Here is a 15,600-nt window from a genome sequence, read left to right on the forward strand (position 1 = left end):
ACAAACTATAAAAAATGCTAGAGCACTTTAAGGTTTGACTAAACCAAACTGCTCTAGCCTTTTTGCTTGCTGCATAAATTTTAAAACCTTACAGTCGCCCCAAGCTTAAAAAGCCTTCCTGGACCTGTCTGCAGTTCAAGCGGATTAACATTGGCAACAGCAGCTGAAGCTGGAGTTTTTGTATAACCGGTTAAGGTGTTTGGAAAATATCGACGATCAAAAATATTCTCAACGCCTGCACTTAGCTCAAAATTGTCATGTGGTGTCCACTTGGCATAAACATCAAATAACGCATAGGAAGAGGGCAGAAAATCACTTTCATTTGCATTCTCTTTACGCCCTGCCGCCAAAGTTGTTAAAGCTTCAAACTCTAAATTATAATCAGCAAGCCGATGTTTAACCCCCAAAACAGCAGTAATCGGAACTGCGCCGTCAAAAGCTGTTCTTTCCGCATCGCGGTCAACTTTCTGTCGCCCTTTTGACCAGCTAATATTCGCCGAAATTGTGGTATAATCGAAAACTTCATATTCCCCAGCAAACTCAATCCCCCAAAGATGAACTTTGGATACATTATCAAAAGTATAGGCGGGCACGCGACTACCATCAGGTGCGGTGATCATTACTTGTTGAAATGATCTGATAAAATCTGTGTAATCCGCATAAAATGTACCAAAAGAAAAATAGCCCTTATTATACGATCCGCGAAGTCCTATCTCGTAATTTTTAACATATTCTGGTTTTAAGTTGGCATTCGGTATAATTGAACTACCTGAAAATGGATCATTACTGGATTGGAAAAGCTGTTGTGATGTTGGCATCTTAAAGCCTTCACCATAAGATGCATAAGCGGAATAAGTTTCATCAAAATGGAAAATGCCACCCAAACGCTTTATAAGTTCGCTTTTTTTATGTTCTTGCGGTGCGTAACCTGGCAATCCAGGATAATTTTTGTCACCTGTAGGATCAATTTCGTAATGCGCAAGACGCAAACCAGGCGTCACAATTAAGCGTCCCTCTAACAAACTGATTTCATCCTGCAAGTAAATATCAGCCCTTTGTGTATCAACCTTAGGAAAACTAAACCCCTGATTGGTTTGGGTTACGGTTAAACCAGTCAAAGAATTAAATGTTTGATTTGTCCCCTTATAATTCCCTTTTGTCGTGTCACCATCAAAACCATAAGTCAAAAGATGTGCAGCCCCCGCAAGATTGAAGTTTGATTGCAATTGTATATCTGCCTCAGCAAAAGTTTCACTATATTTTCGATATTGATTTACCAAATGATAGCGATTTGAATAAATTCTTTTTTGCAAGCTGTCTGTTTCGCGAGATTGAGGGGAATAGGAAACGCGCCATTTTATGCTATCCAACCAATTTTTATCCACATTCCATTGATGTTCAAAAGCAATACGTCTGCGCTTCATATCAAGATCTCGGATGTAGGAATCATTGATATATGACGTAACGCTTGGTCTTCCCGTTGCAGATTCTCCTAAATCATATAATTGTAGAATTTCCGTATCGCGTCCAAATAGCTCGCCAGTTAGCTTAAATGTATGATCTTTTGTTGGAGACCAGACGGCTTTAACCAATAAATTATCAACATCAGTATCAGCAGGAAACAAGACGTTGCATCCTATTTGGCGGCGCGTACAGCCCCATATGCCTCCATCAGCACGGGCTTTACGTAACCGTGGTTCATGCAGCGATACTTGATTATAACTTCCCAATATTTGTAAGTCACCAAAATCATAAGCACCGGTCACCTGCTTTTTCCAAGAACGATCAAAGCTATCATATCCGGTTTTTAGCTCAACAACCCAAGGCTTATTAGTAAATTTTAATAAATCAGATGGATCGCGGGTACGAAACATCACAGCACCGCCCAGTGCATCAGCCCCCCATAAAACCGAGTTGGGTCCTTTTACAATTTCAACTGCTTGAAAATTACCTAAATCAAAAAAATCTCGACTACCATCAGTAATACTTTCCTGAATGCGTGATCCATCAACGGTCAACTGAACGCGATTTCCCGAAACACCACGAATGGTAAAGCCAGTTAATTGCCCCCATGGATTTGTTATAGAAGTTTGTCTCGATACCGATACGCCCGGCTGATGCCGAACAAGATCTTGGATGTCATTTATCATATGATCATCCATCTGTTGCCGCGTAACAACCGATATTGTTTGTGGTATATCTAGAATAGTTTTTTCTTCTCGTGTTGAGATTATTACAACGGGTTCAAGCATACTGGCTGATGGCAATTCTTGATTATTGTCTTGCAGCACAGATACATGTTGTGCATTTAGTGTTCCAACGCCAATGATAGATGTTGATAACAATAGCAATCCATAAAATCGTAAAAAATGCTTTTTTGAAAAAGTCAGACTTTTCATTTCTTTTCTCTTTACAAATGATGGCGAGGAAAATAATATGACTAAAATAGTCAAGTTTAAACATTTAACTCAACTAAAAAATTGAGCAAATAATAAAAACTCACAATATCAACAGAAATAAAAAATATATTTCTTAATTTAAGTACCCAAAAACAATAAAATTTTCTTTCCGAAGAAATATTCACATTATAAAGAATCAATAATATTATTTTAATTAATGATAACTTTATGCATATAAATTGTAATAATTATAATTAAAAAATTTAATTTAAGATATTAATTAAAATATAAAATAAATTACTATATATTAAAACTATTTTTAACATAAATACTATCTACGCCTTGGGTTAACAATTGTGGCTAAGATTGCTATAGCAACGGCAATGTCGCAATAATTTTAGGAGCCGTTCTAGATAAGCTAAATTATCTAAGGTTAGCTGGTGAGAAAAAGTCGTTTAAGTTGGTATAAGTAATGCAAGTTTATAGATTTATTTACAACTGGTTCAACAGCGAGAACAACAGCTGCTTTGGTTGATATCAATAAGACAACCGCGGCCTATTATTTTCATCGTTTACGATTATTGATTTACCTTCACAGTGAACATCTAGAAGTGTAGACAATTAAAATTAAGGCTGATGAACCTTATTTTTGCGAGCGAAGCAAAGGCAAACGTGGTCGCGGTGCTTTGGGAAAAGCACCAGTTTTAGGCTTTTAAAACGTGATGGTAAAGTTTATACAGTTCAGTTTGATAATAGAAAAGCAGCTACCTTTGTTCCTATTATAAACGCGCATGTCAAACCAGTTAATGTTGTTTATACCGATCGTAGCTATAATATTCTTAAGTAAAGTGAATCCACTCATTATCATATTAGTCGCAGCAAATTATTTGCCGATAAACAAAATCAAATTAATGGAATTGAGAATTCTGGGAACCAAGCCAATCGACTCTTACGAAAAATTAACGGTATTCCTCGGGAGCATTTCCACATATTTTTAAAGGAGTGTGAATGGCGTTTTAATAACAGTGGCCTCAAATCTCAATTTACTAAGTTAAAACAATTAGTAAAAAAATTTGGCCTAGTTATCAAGGACAATACAAACATTATTATAGAAACGATCGCCGTAACTTTTACTAATCTTGAACAAAGTGAATAGCAATGGATTCTAAAGCGTGAAGCACATCATAAGAAAATCAGCAAAGAATAGGGTATTATGTTGAAACTAAGTTATTTCACTCATTGCAGTAATGCTACTACCATTGAAAAAAGGCGGCTCAACTATTGAAACCGCCTTCGCTTTATAATTTTTTAACTGAATTGTAGAATTGAAAAAATATTTTATTGTTTGTTTTCAACCGAGCCGTCACCAAAATGACGACCTTCTTTTGGTGGGGCTTTCGTTTCTACTGGTGAGCCGTCCTTTTGGCCTTCAACATAAGAATTTTCTTGTGAGCCATCGCCAAAATGACGACCTTCTTTTGGTGGAGCTTTCGTTTCTACTGGAGAACCATCTTTCTGGCCCTCAACATATGTATTTTCTTTGGAACCACCATTTATGGTACGCTCTGCTGCAAAAACATTGCTTGCAGCTAATGACAACATTGCAACTGATACTAATAAAAGCTTTTTCATTATCTTCGTCCTCGTTTTGCCGCTAATATTTTAGCGAAAATTTCAAAATATTATCTAACAATACCTAGGACGGTATCAAGGAAGGTCAAGATCGTCTAATCAAATAATATTGTATTTATAAAGGGATAGATAAATTAAATGTTACTAAGCATTTTTAGTCTGCCATATTTTCACAAGCCCTTGAATTAATGTTTTCCCCTTTCTGCAACATATGATTTCAATAAACTAAATTTCCATTTAAACAACATTTGAAACAATTTACTTTTAGTTATCGGTCAGTGAGCATTGACTTTTTAACGCAAAATATTGCTATTTAATTTAGCGTAAAAACCATAAAGAGTTTAGAAAAACTCAAAAATATGTGTTTTATGAAAAGATTTTTCATAAAATCTGCGGATTAGCATAGTTTATATTTTCACATTTTATTTTATTCCGTTACATTGTCGTTAATCAATGGAGGTGACGATGATTTTAAAACGCAAATTGGTAACTGTGCTCGCTTCACTTATTGCAGCAACAGCAAGCCTCGCTCCAATACATGCGGCGCAAGCTGCTGACCGCATATTGAATGTTTCCTATGATCCAACCCGCGAATTTTATCGCGAATATAACCAAGCCTTTTCCAATTTTTGGAAAAAAGAAAAAGGCACAGATGCAGTGGTTCGCACTACCCACGGTGGTTCTGGCTCACAAGCGCGATCAGTGATTGAAGGCTTAAATGCTGACGTTGTCACTCTCGCACTGGAAGCGGATATTAACGAAATCGCAGCTCGTACCGGCAAAATTCCTGAAAACTGGCGTGGTACACTCGCCCATAATAATGCCCCTTATACGTCAACGATTGTATTTTTGGTACGCAAGGGCAATCCACAAAACATAAAGGATTGGGGCGACCTTACCCGCTCTGATGTAAAGGTTATTACCCCTAACCCCAAAACTTCTGGCGGTGCACGGTGGAATTTTTTAGCTGCCCTTGCTTGGGCGCGCAAAAATTTTAACGGTGATGAAGAAAAAGCCCGCCAATATGTACGTGACCTTTATCGCAACGTCCCTGTACTAGATACTGGGGCGCGTGGCTCAACCTTAAGTTTCACCCAACGTGGCCTTGGTGATGTGTTGCTTGCTTGGGAAAATGAAGCCATCCGCACATTGGAAGAAAAACGCGGCGAAAATTTCGAAATTGTTGTACCATCAATCTCTATCCTTGCTGAACCACCTGTTGCCCTTGTTGATGGCAATGTCGATAAAAATGGTACAAGAGAAATAGCCACCGCTTATTTACAACATCTCTATAGCCAAGAGGGGCAATCTTTGGCAGCAAAATATGGCTACCGCCCATCAAATCCTGAGCTTGTCGATAAAGCACTTTTGCAAAAATTCCCACCTTTGACATTGGTAAAAATTGAAGATTTTGGCGGTTGGAAAAAAGCACAAGCAGAATTTTTCGATGAAGGCAGTTTCTTTGACCAAATTTTTAGTGGCAACCAATAGGAGCCAATAAAATATGGCATTAACAACAGCAAAGCCTAACTCATGGAAGACACCAAGCATTATACCCGGCTTTGGTTTAACCTTCGGGATTTTTATGACCTATATGTGGATATTGATATTGCTGCCAATTGCGGTGATATTTTTCCGCACCTTTTCGCTAAGTTTTAGCGAATATATTGATATTATCAAAACGCCCACCGTTAGCCATGCAATTTGGCTAAGCCTTTGGACATCAATGCTTGCTGCATTAATTAATGTATTTTTTGGGCTGCTCATTGCTTGGGTTCTGGTGCGTTATAATTTCCCAGGTCGCCGCCTTGTTGATGCCTGTATTGATTTACCCTTTGCCTTGCCAACCGCTGTTGCAGGTATTGCTTTTGCAACGCTTTATTCGCCTATTGGTTGGCTTGGATCGCTACTCAACAACCTTGGCATCAGCATTATCAATACCTCAACCGGTATTGTTATTGCGCTTATTTTCATCGGTATTCCCTTTGTTGTGCGCACCATTCAACCGGCGATTGCCGAGTTTGAAAAAGATGTTGAAGAAGCCGCTGCAAGCCTTGGTGCAAGCCGTATTCAAACCTTTATTAAGGTTATTTTGCCGGCCCTCTTACCATCAATTATGACTGGTTTTGCCCTTGCTTTTGGTAGAGCAATTGGTGAATACGGCTCGGTCATTTTTATTGCTGGGAATTTACCACGCGAAACGCAAATTGCCCCATTGATGATTGTTATTCAGTTAGAGGGCAATGCTGCTAATAAATATGCCAATGCCGCAGCTATTGGCGCAACCATGCTTGTTATTGCCTTTATCATTTTGTTGGCTATTAATCTATTGCAAGCCTATAATCGCAGGAGATTTGGCAATGGCTAATCATATCACACCACAAAATCCGACAAGCGATAATATTTGGTTTAAATGGATAGCTATAGCAGTTGTATTACTATTCTTGACCATTATGCTTTTTTTGCCATTGGCAATTGTCTTTGTTGAAGCTTTTGGTGAAGGTTTTGATGCCTATTGGCAAGCCATCAGTGAGGCAAGCACGCTAAACGCGATTAAACTCACACTTATTGTCGCTTTAATCGCGGTAACGTGTAACAGTTTGATTGGCATTTTGGGCGCATGGGCAATTACCAAATTTCGTTTTCGCGGTAAGGCCTTTGTCATAACTTTAATTGATTTACCTTTTTCCATATCACCCGTCATTGCTGGGCTTGCACTGATTTTGGTTTTCAGCATGGATAGTGTCTTGCGCCCGGTGCTTGAATATTTCAACATTGAAATTATCTATGCAATACCCGGAATGATTCTTGCAACCATGTTTGTAACCTTTCCCTTTGTTGCTCGTGAACTCATTCCATTGATGCAAGACCAAGGCACCAGTGATGAAGAAGCCGCCCTTTCCCTTGGTGCAAGTGGTTTTAAAATCTTTTGGCTGGTAACTTTGCCTAATATTAAATGGGCGTTACTTTACGGTATTTTGCTCTGCAATGCCCGTGCTATGGGCGAATTTGGTGCAGTTTATCTTGTTTCCTCACGCATTGAGGGGGAAAGTATGACATTGCCCTTGCAAATTGAGCTTATGTATTATTCCGACATTACGGCTGCCTGCGCGATAGCAACACTGCTAACCTCGCTTGCATTGGTAACACTTGTCTTAAAAACATTAATTGAAAAAATTTACGCCCGTAAGGGAGCACGCACAGGCCATTAATATGAGCTGATGCAAAATATAGTTTCGAGGATTGACTATGGATGTTCGCCTAAATTCCTTAAATAAAGAATTTGACGGCTTTGCTGCGTTAAACGATATTTCACTTGATATTCGCTCAGGCGAATTATTAGGCCTGCTTGGCCCATCAGGCTCCGGTAAAACCACCCTTTTGCGCCTTATTGCTGGCCTTGAATTCCCAACTTCTGGTACTGTTTATTTTGGCGATAAAGATGCATCCTTACACTCAATACGTGAGCGCAATGTCGGTTTTGTTTTTCAGCATTATGCGCTTTTCAAGCATTTAACCGTTTTTAACAATATTGCATTTGGCCTCAATGTTCGCCCTTCAAAAACGCGCCCATCAAAAGCCTTTATTAAAAATAAAGTGATGGAGCTTTTGGATCTTGTACAGCTAACAGGACTTGAAAACCGCTATCCCAATCAATTATCGGGTGGGCAACGTCAGCGTGTTGCTCTTGCCCGCGCCATGGCAATTGAACCGCAAATCCTGCTTCTTGATGAACCCTTTGGCGCATTAGATGCGCAAGTTCGCCGCGAGTTACGCCATTGGCTGCGTGAAATGCATGATAAAACTGGTTTTACCACCATATTTGTTACCCATGATCAAGAAGAAGCACTTGAACTTTCTGATCGCGTTGCCATTATGCATAAAGGCACAATCGAGCAATTAGGCTCGGCTGACGAAATTTACGACAACCCGAAGACCCCCTTTGTCTATGACTTCATTGGCGAATCCAGTAATATTATTATTGAGATAAAGTCAGGGAAATTTCTATATAACGGCAATGAAATTAACATAAAAAGCGATTTACCCGATGGTAAAGCCAAGCTGTTTTTTCGCCCACATGAAATTGAACTTACAAATGCGGGTCAGCAAAGCCTTAACGGTAAGCTCATTGCCCGCCGCCGTGTCGGATCAGCAAGGCGCGGCGAAGTAAAACTTGATAGCGGTGATATGGTGGAAATTGAATTGCCGCGCGATTATCAAGGACAAATTGGCGATATTGTTCATTTTATACCGCGCTTTTATAAAATTTTTAATATTTAAAATATTTCAGCAAGACATTAAGGCCACCACTTCATTGAAATGGTGGCCTTTTTTAATTATTGCGCCATTTTTTCCATAATAACATCAACAATTTCAAAGCGGGTTACATCAACCAGTCCTTTGTCAGAAATGCGCAATTGCGGAATAACCACCAACGCCAAAAGCGAATGCTGCATATTGGCATTATTTAAAGTACAGCCACATTCCGCCATAGCATCAACAAGCTTTTGCGCTTTAGCTGCAACAATTTCGGCGCGCTCATCAGACATAAGGCCTGCAATTGGTAATTCCACCATAGCAAGCTCTTTGCCTTCAGATATCATTACCATACCGCCGCCAACTTCTCCCAGACGATTGGCTGCCATTGCCATATCATCCTTATTGGTACCAACAACAATCATATGATGGCTATCATGGGCAACAGTTGACGCCAAAGCACAAGGCTTATTATAGCCAAAGCCTGACACAAAAGCATTGGTGACATGGCCTGTTGCACGGTGGCGTTCAACCAGTGCAATTTGGCAAACATCATTGGTAATATCCATGCTAACAATGTTATCTTCAACTGGCAATATGGCTTCAAGTGCCTTGGTTGGCGCTTGGTTTTCTACCATACCAATAACACGCACCCGCACCTTTGCAGCATTATCAGCAACAACATCAAAATCATCGCCTTTTAATACTTTGCCAAGATGCACAGTGTTTTTTACGTGAGCTGGATATTGTGTAGCTGGAATATTAACAACAAGATTGCCATTTTCAGCCAAAAGCTTACCTTGGCCGATAACCACTTCAATCGGTAATTCTGCTAAATCAGATGTAATAATAATATCAGCACGGCGACCTGGGGTGATTGAGCCCAAATCACGCTCAAGACCAAAATGCTGTGCAGTGTTTAAGGTTGCCATTTGAATAGCGGTAATTGGCTTTAAACCTTGCGAAATGGCATGGCGGACAACGCGGTTCATGTGGCCGTCAAATACCAGTGTGCCAGAATGGCTGTCATCGGTGCAAAGCAAGAAGTTGCGAGAATCCAAACCATGTTCGGTGATAGCTTTAACCTGTGATGCCACATCATACCAAGCAGAGCCAAGGCGCAGCATAGAGCGCATGCCTTGGCGAACGCGTGCCATTGCATCATCTAGGGTTGTACCCTCATGGTCATCGGCAGGGCCACCTGCAATATAGGCATGAAAAGCACGGCCGCGCTCAGGTGAAGCATAATGGCCGCCAACGGTAAGACCAGCTTTTTGAGTAGCTGCAATTTCAGCAACCATTTTTGCATCATTATTAGCAACACCAGGGAAATTCATCATTTCGCCAAGACCAATAATATTAGGCCAAGACAAGATTTCGCTGATATCATTCGCACTAAGCTCGGCGCCAGCTTCTTCAAGCCCGGGTGCGCTTGGCACACAGCTTGGTGCCTGCACAAAAATATTAATTGGCATTTGTTGCGCTTCATCATTCATTAAGCGCACGCCTTCAACCCCAAGCACATTGGCAATTTCATGGGGATCAATAAACATGGTTGTTGTACCATGGCCAATAACCGCACGGGCAAATTCGGTTACATTGACCATGCCGCTTTCAACATGCATATGCGCGTCACAAAGCCCTGGCACCAAATAGCGACCATTAGCTTCAATCACCTGCGTTTCAGTGCCGACTGTATAGGTGGCATCTTCACCAACATAAGCAATGCGCCCAGCACTCACGGCAACATCAATATTGGCAATAATTTCACCCGAATGGACATTGACCCATTTACCGTTTTTAACAACCAAATCAGCCGCTTTGCGTCCCATGGCGACATCAACCAATTGCGGCGCAACTTCATGCCATTGTTTCATTGTTCATTTCCTTAAATTATTTCAATCATTCTTTAAAATGCGGATTTGGCGTTATAAGCCAAACCAAAATTACGATGCTAAACCATTATTTAATGGGCTGATTAGCTGACTTTGTTCTGTCGGCTTTTCAGGCGCGGTAGGCGCAAACTTATAAGCTTGAATTTGTGCAACGAGCATAACAGCAATAAGTGCTACAAACCACATGACAAGACGAATTTCGCGTATTTTTCCTGTAACAATTTTCATCAACACATAGGTAATAACTGCCAAGGATAGGCCAAGGGTAATCGAAAAAGTAAGCGGAATAAGCAAAACAGCCAAAAATGCTGGCAAAGATTCCTCAAAGTTTTTCCAATCAATACGCCCTAAAGGTTCTGCCATGAAAAGTCCGGTTAAAATCAATACCGGCGCAGTTGCAATAGATGGTACTAAAGATAGTAATGGCGACAAGAATAAAAACGGTACAAAAAGCAAACCTGCAACGACTGCCACAAGACCCGTGCGCCCGCCTTGTGAAATACCAGCGCCCGATTCAAGATAAACAGTGGCTGGACTTGTGCCAAGCGGCGCGGAGATTAATGCTGCGACCGCGTCAACATGCATAGATTCACGAATATTATGCGGCATATCATTTTCATCCTTTAGACCAGAGGCTTCTGCAAGCCCCATAAAGGTGGAAAGCGCCTCCACAAAATTGGTGAAAAGAAAGACAAAAATAAATGGGATATATAGAATTTGCAACGAGCCAATAAGATCAATTGTACCAATAAAACTAAAATCGGGTGCGGCAAAAACACCACTCCAATTCACAATAGTTTCAAGACCGCTACCGTAGGTATAGGCACTACCATCGCCCCAAATACGGCCAATAGGAATAGCAAGCAAAGTCGTAATAATCATGCCAAGCATCAGCGAGCCTTTAACGCCGCGACTAACCAAACCAACAGTGATAATAAACCCAGCAATAAAGGTAAGGGTTACTGGGGTAATCGGTGTTAAGGCAACGATCGTATCAGGGTCTGCAATAATAAATTTTGAGCCTTCCAAGCCGATTAAAGCAATGAAAAGCCCAATACCGCAAGCAATACCATAACGAAGATTAACCGGAATGGCTTCAATCACCACGCTACGCAAATTAAAAAAAGCAAGAAGAGTAAATAAAACACCGGCCCAAAGCACACAGCCAAGCGCAATAGGTAATGGTACATTTGCGCCACTTACCAAAGTATAAGCAAAAAGCGTGTTGATACCCATGCCTGGCGCAACAAGAATAGGGCTTTTGGCATAAAGCCCCATGGCACAGCTACATAGAAAACTAACTAAAACGGTGGCTGTTAAACCTGCAGAAAAAGGAATGCCTGCCTTGGTCAAAATATCGGGATTAACCACAATAACGTAAGAGGCTGCCAAAAATGTGGTGAGTCCTGCCAATAACTCAATGCGTATCGACGAACCGGCCTTACGTATACCAAAATAGCGGTCTAAAAATGCAGCAAAGCCTTTATGTTGATGATTTGCAGATTGTTGATTATTGTGTTGTACGCTGCCTTGTTGCTCGACGGCCATTTGGCACCCTTTCATCTATTGCACTTGCAGCATGTTTTTAGCTGCAGTTTAAACCAGCGCCCCCAATGGTATTGAAAGCCACATTGTTGGTTTTTTAATTTAAAATAAAATGAAAAGCATATTTTGTCTTAGCATTTACTATGACAAAATATGCTGGTGTTGTTCTTAGAGCGTTTTCCGAAAAGTGTGAAGCGGTTTTCGGACAAAAAACGCGGTGTAAACAATGGATTAGAGCGCCAATCTGATCCAATCAGATCGAAATGCGCTCGAATATTGATTTGAAACGAAAAAAGGCATTTACGAATAAATGCCTTTTAAAAACTTAAAAATTATGGGTGGTTTGCACTGGTTCACCATAAGGGGTAATAACTTGCAAATTGACACAATCCACAATGCCAAGATCAGTCATGGCGTAATCTGGAATTGCGGTAATCTGCAACACAAACATATACATAAATGGCCAAGGCAGCTGACAACCAAGGCTGCGTGCGGCATCATCAAGGCGGGTTTCAAATCCCATCATTTCTTCAGGCTCAATATCTGAAACAATACCACCAATTGGCAGATGCAAGAATTCAATCACCTTGCCATCTTTAACAACAACTTGGCCACCTTGCTTTTCAATCAAGGTATTAATCGCAAGTTCCATGTCTTTTTCATTGGCACCAACGCAGATAATATTATTATCATCAGGCGCAGTGGATGATGCAATGGCCCCAGACGTTAAGCCAAAGCCAGAAATAAAACCAACAGGGCGATTACGGGTTTTGCCATAGCGCTCAACAACAGTTAAATATTGAACATCTTGTGCAGGATCTGCTTTTACAAAACCATTTTCAACGGGCAATGTTACCATGCGTTTGGTGCGCACAAAGATTTTCTCAGGTGTAACATTAATTGCCATAAGCTCAGTTTTGTCGCCATTACCTTTGGCTTCAACGCGAATTTCACTTGCTACAACTGGCTCGGCTTTCATGCTTTGCAACAAAGATGGACTGCGCGTTGGCGCAACAAGCTTAACGCTCATTTTGCCGCCCTTTGCAACAAGGCTACCATTGGCGATAACACCATCAATGCGGAAATTACGCAAATCATCAACAAGAAGAATATCAGCAATGCGTCCTGGTGAAATAGAACCTACCTTATGATCAATACGCAAAGCATCGGCACCATTAATAGTTGCCATTTGAATAGCAGCCATTGGTGAAATGCCCATAGCAATTGCCATACGCACCATATTATCAAGATGACCACGGGTAAGAATATCACTTGCAACCACATCATCAGTACAAAAACTAATGCGGCGTAGGGCTTTAACACCCATTTCCGTTACAATACGTAAATTATCGGTCAAGAAATGCGAAATCGACGATTCACGAATGACAACATGCATACCATTGCGTAGCTTTTCCAGCATTTCTTCAGGGCTATAGCTTTCATGATCTGAACGCACGCCTGCCGCCAAATATTGATTCAATTTAGAGCCGCGTGTCATTGGGCAGCAACCCAAAGCTGGTAAGCGATTGGCAGCGCCAATAGCCAATGCTTCTAAAACATCGCTATCTTCTTCCTGAATAAATTCACGAACTGTTTCCCAGATACCAACGCATTCAGGCCAATGATGAGTATTGCGGTGATCTTCAGGGCTAAAATAATGGCCAACGGTTGAACGAGGCATTGTGTAAGGGGTTTTGCAAGGCGCACCCCAAAAGACTTTTAATGGCGTATTTTTTGCTTCATCCAAAAATTCACGAGCAGCATCGGGGCCACCAACAACAATAATTTGATCAAGACCGGTAACAATTGAGGTCGTGCCAAGTGGAACAACTGCTTTTGCAAAACTAGTTAAGGATAACTTAGAGCACTCAACATGAAGGTGACCATCAATCATGCCTGGGCAAAGATAGCGACCTTTCGCATCGATTATCTCAGTGTTAGGACCAACATAATCTTCAATATCACCAACTGCGATAATCTTGTCTTTATAAATGGCAATATCTGCATCATAAATTTCTTCTGATACAACATTGACGAGTTTGCCACCCTTGACCGCAAGAGTTGCCTTCATTTCAAGGCCGGCAGCCGCCCGAATAAATTCACGAATATCGCTCACATCAATTCTCCAAAAGCAATGAACCGCAACAGTGAAAATCATCACTTTGCGCTCACTGCTCAAATAAAAGCTTAAGAGTTTTTTGGCTTTTGCACATGCAAAAGCACTCTATTTATTGGCGTTCTATAATGTGGATGATGAGTAAATACAAGAATTTGATCACAAAAAACTAATATTCACAAGCTATCGACAACTGGGATAATCTTCTATATTTTTTCAATCCATGGTAATTTATTTTTACTTCCATGAGAAAATAACACAATTTTTTCAAAGAATTAAAACCATCATAAATATTTCACTAAAGGTTGCGATATAATTTTTAATCGTGATTTTTAGCGAAATTAAATAAAATTTAAGCGGTACACCAAGAGTAGCCCGACAAATATTTCAAGCAATTATGGAATCACATTGCAACAACTTTTCTCACAAATTAAACTATCGCCAACTTTAACCAAACGCGCCTCTCCCGCTATCTGCTCATGATTGGCGCTTCAACATTGGAATAGGCAAGGACATTATCTGGCAAGCGTTGACCTTTTATTTTGATTGCCGATAATTGCTGATTAAATGCTAAAAGCTCATCATGGTTAAATTGTACCTTAACAGCACCGCAATTTTCAACCAAATGTGCCATTTGCGTTGTTCCAGGAATTGGCACAATCCAAGGCTTTTGCGCCAATAACCAGCTAAGTGAAATTTGTGCGAGTGTTGCTTGTTTTATTTCTGCCCATTTTCTGAGTAATTCCACAATTTTTAAATTATGGGGCAAATTTTCTGATGAAAAGCGTGTTTCAACTTTACGAATATCACCATCAGCAAAGCGCGTCCGCTCATCAATTGCACCAGTTAAAAAGCCAACGCCAAGCGGGCTCCATGGTACAAAACCAATGCCGAGTTCTTCGCAAATGGTTAGCACTTGCTGTTCAGGTCCTCGCCAAAGCAATGAATATTCGCTTTGCACAGCGCTTAGCGGTAATACCGCATGGGCACGGCGCAATGTGCCTGTACCCATTTCGCTTAAGCCCCAATGTAAAACTTTGCCTTCATTCATAAGATCTTTTACCGCGCCAGCAACGTCTTCAATCGCGATATCTGGATCAACGCGGTGTTGATAGAGCAGATCAATATGATCGGTTTGTAACCGTTTAAGCATGGCTTCAACCGCGAGTTTAATGTGCTCGGGCCTACTGTTTAACCCTGGTTTACGCTCGCCGGTATTACGGTCAATATTCCAGCCAAATTTTGACGCAATCACAATCTTATCACGAAATGGCTTTACTGCTTCACCCAAAATGCGCTCACATTCAAGCGGACCATAGGCTTCTGCCGTATCAAATAAAGTTATGTCATTATCATATGCCGCTTGAATAAGTTTAATCATATCCGCGCGGTGTGGTATGGTGGTTTGATAGGTACGGTGCATATTTTGTACACCTAAACCAATGCTTGAAACGTCAAGCGCACCTAATTTTCGCCGGCGATTATTCTCTATTTTTTGTGGCGTATCGCGAGCTAAAGATTGGTTATTTTTTCCAGCATAAGCAGCTGACAAAAAGGGCAGCGTTGCAAGACCTACAGTTACTCCTAAAAATCCGCGCCGCGTGGTATTTTGAATAGGTTTTGACATTTTTATTCCTTAGGTGAAAAAATCAAAGTGAACAATTTTGAACACCTTATTTTCATTGATATGAAGGTGACAATTATTATTTCATTGCTTTTTGGAGCGCATATTCAAAGCGGTTTGCCGCCGTTTCTT

Annotated in this window: 10 protein-coding genes and 1 pseudogene; 5 read left to right on the forward strand and 6 right to left on the reverse strand. The window is 40.7% G+C overall.

All coding sequences use genetic code 11. The annotated features are described in order from the left end of the window. Positions 1 to 80: 80 nt before the first annotated feature. Complete coding sequence (locus N6B01_RS08150) at positions 81 to 2,399, reverse strand: TonB-dependent hemoglobin/transferrin/lactoferrin family receptor (RefSeq protein ID WP_262078231.1); 2,319 nt, start codon at positions 2,397 to 2,399, stop codon at positions 81 to 83. Positions 2,400 to 2,881: 482 nt separating this feature from the next. On the opposite strand from N6B01_RS08150, the pseudogene N6B01_RS08155 reads away from it, so the two are divergent. Beyond that, a pseudogene (locus N6B01_RS08155) lies at positions 2,882 to 3,555 on the forward strand (IS1595 family transposase). A 182-nt stretch (positions 3,556 to 3,737) separates the two neighbouring features. Here N6B01_RS08155 and N6B01_RS08160 read toward each other — a convergent pair. Further along, positions 3,738 to 4,031 carry a mucin-associated surface protein gene (locus N6B01_RS08160; protein WP_182417296.1) on the reverse strand — a complete coding sequence of 98 codons (294 nt, stop codon included), beginning with the start codon at positions 4,029 to 4,031 and terminating at the stop codon, positions 3,738 to 3,740. Between the two features lie 465 nt (positions 4,032 to 4,496). Here N6B01_RS08160 and N6B01_RS08165 point away from each other — a divergent pair, with 465 nt between their 5' ends. Genes N6B01_RS08165 through N6B01_RS08180 form a run of 4 tightly spaced genes read left to right on the forward strand, consistent with a single transcriptional unit; the run spans position 4,497 to position 8,312 of the window. Continuing rightward, entirely contained in the window at positions 4,497 to 5,522 is a 1,026-nt protein-coding gene (locus N6B01_RS08165) for a sulfate ABC transporter substrate-binding protein (protein ID WP_262078232.1), read from the forward strand. 13 nt (positions 5,523 to 5,535) lie between these two features. Continuing rightward, entirely contained in the window at positions 5,536 to 6,399 is an 864-nt protein-coding gene (cysT, locus tag N6B01_RS08170) for a sulfate ABC transporter permease subunit CysT (RefSeq protein ID WP_262078233.1), read from the forward strand. Next, a complete protein-coding gene (gene cysW / locus N6B01_RS08175; protein WP_262078234.1) occupies positions 6,392 to 7,243 on the forward strand; it encodes a sulfate ABC transporter permease subunit CysW in 852 nt (283 codons plus the stop codon). The genes cysT and cysW overlap by 8 nt, the downstream gene beginning before the upstream one ends. A 37-nt stretch (positions 7,244 to 7,280) precedes the next feature. Further along, the gene (locus N6B01_RS08180; protein WP_262078235.1) at positions 7,281 to 8,312 is read left to right on the forward strand and encodes a sulfate/molybdate ABC transporter ATP-binding protein; all 1,032 of its coding nucleotides are present in this window, start codon (positions 7,281 to 7,283) and stop codon (positions 8,310 to 8,312) included. Positions 8,313 to 8,368: 56 nt separating this feature from the next. On the opposite strand, the gene ade is transcribed toward N6B01_RS08180, so the two are convergent. The 4 genes from ade to N6B01_RS08200 form a co-directional block, all read right to left on the reverse strand. Next, positions 8,369 to 10,165, reverse strand: coding sequence for an adenine deaminase (gene ade / locus N6B01_RS08185; RefSeq protein ID WP_262078236.1), 1,797 nt, complete (start codon positions 10,163 to 10,165; stop codon positions 8,369 to 8,371). Between the two features lie 69 nt (positions 10,166 to 10,234). Beyond that, the gene (locus tag N6B01_RS08190) at positions 10,235 to 11,731 is read right to left on the reverse strand and encodes an NCS2 family permease (protein ID WP_262078237.1); all 1,497 of its coding nucleotides are present in this window, start codon (positions 11,729 to 11,731) and stop codon (positions 10,235 to 10,237) included. A gap of 322 nt (positions 11,732 to 12,053) precedes the next feature. Continuing rightward, positions 12,054 to 13,844 carry an adenine deaminase gene (locus N6B01_RS08195; protein ID WP_262078238.1) on the reverse strand — a complete coding sequence of 597 codons (1,791 nt, stop codon included), beginning with the start codon at positions 13,842 to 13,844 and terminating at the stop codon, positions 12,054 to 12,056. Positions 13,845 to 14,313: 469 nt separating this feature from the next. Then, positions 14,314 to 15,471 carry an aldo/keto reductase gene (locus tag N6B01_RS08200; RefSeq protein ID WP_262078239.1) on the reverse strand — a complete coding sequence of 386 codons (1,158 nt, stop codon included), beginning with the start codon at positions 15,469 to 15,471 and terminating at the stop codon, positions 14,314 to 14,316. Positions 15,472 to 15,600 lie beyond the last annotated feature (129 nt).

This window comes from Bartonella sp. HY406 (assembly GCF_025449315.1).
Classification (GTDB): domain Bacteria; phylum Pseudomonadota; class Alphaproteobacteria; order Rhizobiales; family Rhizobiaceae; genus HY038.